This window comes from Halorubrum sp. AJ67 (assembly GCF_000513435.1).
In genome coordinates this window covers 1-4,500 of the sequence record NZ_CBVY010000004.1, presented here as the reverse complement: position 1 = coordinate 4,500, position 4,500 = coordinate 1, and the positions used below count along the sequence as shown (strand labels likewise).

Genomic DNA, 4,500 nt, shown 5'->3' with positions numbered 1-4,500 from the left:
CGCCAACTCGTGTTCGGGCTCAGGCGGCATCGTCGTCGAACAGGTCGGTTCGCGCCCGGAGCAGTTCGATGAACCGGGACGGCCACGAAATGACGCCTTTCGGGCTGTACAACACGATTGCGATGAGGATCGCCCCGTAGACGGCGTTGTTCAGTCCGGGAATCGAGAAGGACTGGCGAACGAACTCGCTGACAGGGATGATGACGAACGAGCCAACGATCGGTCCGAGGACAGTGCCGACCCCGCCGACGATGGCCGGCAGCAGTATCTCGACGTTAACGAGCAGGTCGAACACCGTCGACGGACGGATCGTGTTGAAGTACATCGCCCAGAACGCCCCCGGCCACGCCGTGAAGAAGGCGCTCACACTGACGGCCAACAGCTTGTACCGGTAGGTCGGGACGCCGATCGCGGCCGCGGCATCCTCCCCCTCGCGGATCGCGAAGAGGTAGTAGCCGAGCTGCGATCGGTTGATCGCGAGCGAGACGACCGTCACGATAGTCAGGAATCCAAGGATGAGATAGTAGTACGGGAGGTCGCCGGTGAACTGGAACGCGACCAGTCCCGGGCCGCTGGCGTAATCACGCGCGAGCGGCCTGAAGAACCCGCTTGCGCCGCCGAGCTGTGGCACGTTTGTGAACACGTATCGCAACAGCTCGGCGAACGCCAGCGTCGCCAGCGCGAAGTAGTGGCCTTCCAGGTCGTAGCGGAAGGTCAACGCGCCGATGAGGAGCCCGTATACCCCCGCGAAGACGCTTCCAAGCAGCATGCCGATCCACGGGGAGATGGCGAAGGTATCGGTCAGGATGATCGTCGTGTACGCGCCGAGTCCGAAGAACGCGGCGTGCCCGAACGAGAACTGCCCGGTGTACCCGGACATGATGTTCCACGCCTGCGCGGTCGTCGCCCAGACGAGGGTGATGATGAGCATGTTCAGACTGAGCCACCCCAGCGGGGCGAAGCCGAACAGCGCGAGCTGTCGAAGGAACGGCATTGCAGCGAGCACAACGAGGCTCACCGCGACCAAAACCGGGAGCGCGTACCACTCGTCTCGGAACGCGCCGTACCGCTCGACGGCACGTGAGAGCGCGTTACTCATCGGCGCTCCCTCCGAGCAGTCCCTCCGGTTTCACGAGCAACACGAGGATGAAGGCCAGGAATATCACGATCTGGTAGGTGGAGCCACCCAGGTACGCCGAGCCGAACACCTGGATGAAGCCGATGATGAGTCCGCCGACGAACGCGCCCGGGAACGAGCCGAGCCCGCCCAACACGACCACGACGAACGCGTTTATCAGGTACTGGTCGCCGAGCGCCGGGGTGAACGACTGGAACAGCGGGATGACCCCGCCGGCGAGTCCCGCCAGCGCGGCGCCGATCCCGAAGGTGAGCGCGTCGATCCGGGGGACGTCGATCCCGACGTACTGCGCGCCGTCGCGGTTGTCGGCGGTCCCGCGGATCGCGCGGCCGAGCATCGTCCGCTGGAGGAACAGCCACGTCCCGGCCAGCGCGACGAGCGCGATGATGAGCGCGTACAGCTGTCCCTGGGGAACGAACACCCCGGAGATGTTGAGGGAGCCCAGGTCGAGCCCGAGCTGTTGCGGGTCGGACCCGAACACCATCTCGACGCCGCTGACGAGGATCAACAGGACCCCGAAGGTGACGATGAGCTGGTTCTCCTGTGGCGCGTCGATGATCGGCGCGATCGTCGACCGGTAGACGAGGACGCCGAGGACGAACAACAGGACGACGGCGAACGGGATGGCGAAGAACGGCGACAGGCCCGTGGCGTCCGAAAAGACCAGCACCGCGTACATCGCGACCACCATCAGCGCGCCGTGCGCGAAGTTGATGACGTCCATCACGCCGAAGATCATCGTCAGCCCGAGCGCGACGAGCCCGTATATCCCGCCGAGCAGCACGGCGAACACGAAGTACTGAGCGAGGATCGTCGGATTCGGCAGCGAGAGGCCGAGGACGGCAGTCATTCCGGCCGAGTCGAGCGTGCCGGCTAGCGCGGCGAGCCCCCCGAGCGCACCGGCCGCGCCGGCGGGCACACCAGCGAACGAGACAGCGGCCGCTTCTCGACAGCAGGCGTCAAGGAAAAACGAAGAGAGCATGTGGGTCAGAACTGCACGTCGGTCTCGGCGAACTGCTCGGGTGCGACCACGCGGTCTTGGAGGTCCTGAATCTGGAACAGCGGCGCGAGCGCGTTCTCGTTTTCGCCGTTGTCGGCGAAGGTGATCGGCGGCATCGCCGCGATGTGGTCCTCGACCGTGATCTGCCCGAGCGCGTCGTTGATGTCGTCGGGGTCGGCCGACCCGGCCTCTTCGATGGCCGCGATGATGACCTGGGTTGAGGCGTACGTCATCGCGACGTTGGCGTCGAAGCCGGAGTCGAACTCTGACTCGAAGCGCGACCGGACCTCACTGGCGGCGTCGGAGGTCGGGTCGAGCGCGAAGTTGGTCGCGAAGCCTCCCTCGACGGTGTCGCCCATCTCTTCGAGCGCGCTGACGTCGTTCATCGCCGCGTTCGAACAGCCGGTCAAGTAGTTCGGCTGGTAGTCCTGGTTGTCCATCGCGTTGACGAGCTCGATCGTCCCCGACCGGTAGGTCGTCGCGATGACCGCGTCGGGATCCGCGTCCCGAAGCGTCGTGACCTGCGTGTCGGCGGTGTCGCCCGGCTGGTAGGCCGTCTCCGCGACGATCTCGATGTCGTTCGCCGGGAGCTCTTCCCGGAGCGCATCGCGGATCGACTGGCCGAAGCTGATGTCAATGTAGAACAGCCCCGCGGTCTCGATCTCCTCGCCAGCGTTCCGAATCTCGTCGGCGAGCAGGCGCGCGTGGTCGACCGCCATCTGGTTCGCCGGGGGCTGGGGGCGGTACGCGTAGTTCAGCTGCGTCTCCTGCAGGATCGAGTTGGCGACGGACACCGAGATGACGAACGGGACGCCGGCGCTCTCTGACGTCCGGGTGGCCGCGCTCGTCACCGGCGAGGAGTAGCAGCCGGTCAGCACGCTCGCGCCGTCGTCGATGAGCTCCTGTGCCACTTCGCCGCCGAGCTCCTGGGCGCCCTCGTTGTCCCCGCTGATGACGCTCAGTTCCGCGCCGTCGAGCGACTCGATACCGCCAGACTCGTTTTTCATCATCGCGGCCAGCCTGACCGCCTCGTCCATCCGCTCGCCGGTGTTACTGAGCGATCCGCTCAGTGGGTGGTTCGAGCCGATGATCACTTCGTCGGGAGCGTCACTGCTGTCGCTTCCATCGCTTCCGTCACTGCCGTCGCTTCCGTCGCTTCCGTCACTGCCGTCGCTTCCGTCGCTTCCGTCACTGCCGTCGCTTCCGTCGCTTCCGTCGCTTCCGTCTCCACCGTCACTGGAACAGCCGGCCAGCGCGCCGGTGACGCCGGCCGCGCCGCTGTACTTAACAAATGAGCGTCTGCTGACACGATCTCTGGGGTTGTCTCCCATATACGTCTTGTGTGAGACGGGTACACATATAGTTTGTTACGAAAGATTGTGGCTGTCACCGCAGGTCGTGACGAGTGAGAACGTAGGGGGCATGACGCCAGAGAAACGGCGGGCGTTAGTCGAGACCGAGATACAGTTCGACGAGGTCGTCCTCGTTGGTCAGGTCGTCGGGGGTCCCCTCGAACTGGAGTTGCCCCTGCGCTAAGATGTAGACGTAATCGGCGATCCGCAGCGCCTCGCGGACGTTCTGCTCGATTAGGACCACCTGCGCGCCGCTTTCGACGAGGCGGCGCGTCATCTCGAACACCTGATCGATGAGGGACGGTGCCAGTCCGCTCGATGGCTCGTCGAGGAGGTACACCTCCGCGCCAGTCATCATGGCGCGTCCGTAGCTGAGCATCATCTGCTGGCCGCCGGACAGCGACCGCCCTCGCTCGTCGAGTTTGTCCTCAAGCTCCGGGAACGACGCCAGCACCTCGTCGAACCGCTCCTCGCGAACGGCCCCGTCGTCGACGGTGTAGCCACCGAGGAGGAGGTTCTCGCGGACCGTCAGGTCGCCGAAGATCCCACCGTCCTGCGGGAGCATCGTGATGCCGTTGTGGACATTCTCGGCCGGTCGGTTGTGGGTCACATCGGTGCCGCGGTGGGTGACTTGTCCCTCCCACGCCGGGACGACCCCGGCGAGCGTTTTTAAAAGGGTCGACTTTCCGGACCCGTTCGGCCCGAAGATGCAGGTGACGCCGTCCCGGCTCTCCATCGAGACCCCGTCGACGACTCGGTGGTTCCCGTAGCCGCTGACGAGGTCTTCGCCGACGAGCCACGACTCCCCGTCGGACTCCGCCCCGATCCCGGAGAGCGCGGACGCGGCGCTCGTCCCGGCTCCCGTCGCCGCGGGTTCGGATGACGCGCCCGCGCCCCCTACAGGTACCGCTCCGCCGCCGGCCGGCGTTGGATCTGCGGCCGTCTCATCGACCGTGGCGCCCGCCTCCGGAGACTCGTCCGCCTCCTCGCCAATGAGCGTCTCCAGCGAC

General features: G+C 65.7%; 4 protein-coding genes. All 4 read right to left on the bottom strand.

Annotated elements, in window-relative coordinates; all coding sequences use genetic code 11:
- Positions 1 to 19 precede the first annotated feature (19 nt).
- Positions 20 to 1,099, bottom strand: coding sequence for a branched-chain amino acid ABC transporter permease (locus BN903_RS05525; protein ID WP_048076792.1), 1,080 nt, complete (start codon positions 1,097 to 1,099; stop codon positions 20 to 22).
- On the bottom strand, positions 1,092 to 2,120 hold the full coding sequence (locus tag BN903_RS05520) for a branched-chain amino acid ABC transporter permease (RefSeq protein ID WP_048076791.1): 1,029 nt from the start codon (positions 2,118 to 2,120) through the stop codon (positions 1,092 to 1,094). The genes BN903_RS05525 and BN903_RS05520 overlap by 8 nt, the downstream gene beginning before the upstream one ends.
- 5 nt (positions 2,121 to 2,125) lie before the next feature.
- Entirely contained in the window at positions 2,126 to 3,469 is a 1,344-nt protein-coding gene (locus BN903_RS05515; RefSeq protein WP_048076790.1) for an ABC transporter substrate-binding protein, read from the bottom strand.
- Positions 3,470 to 3,584: 115 nt separating this feature from the next.
- Positions 3,585 to 4,500, bottom strand: a 916-nt coding sequence (locus tag BN903_RS05510) for an ABC transporter ATP-binding protein (RefSeq protein ID WP_228841027.1), incomplete at its 5' end; no start/stop codon positions are given.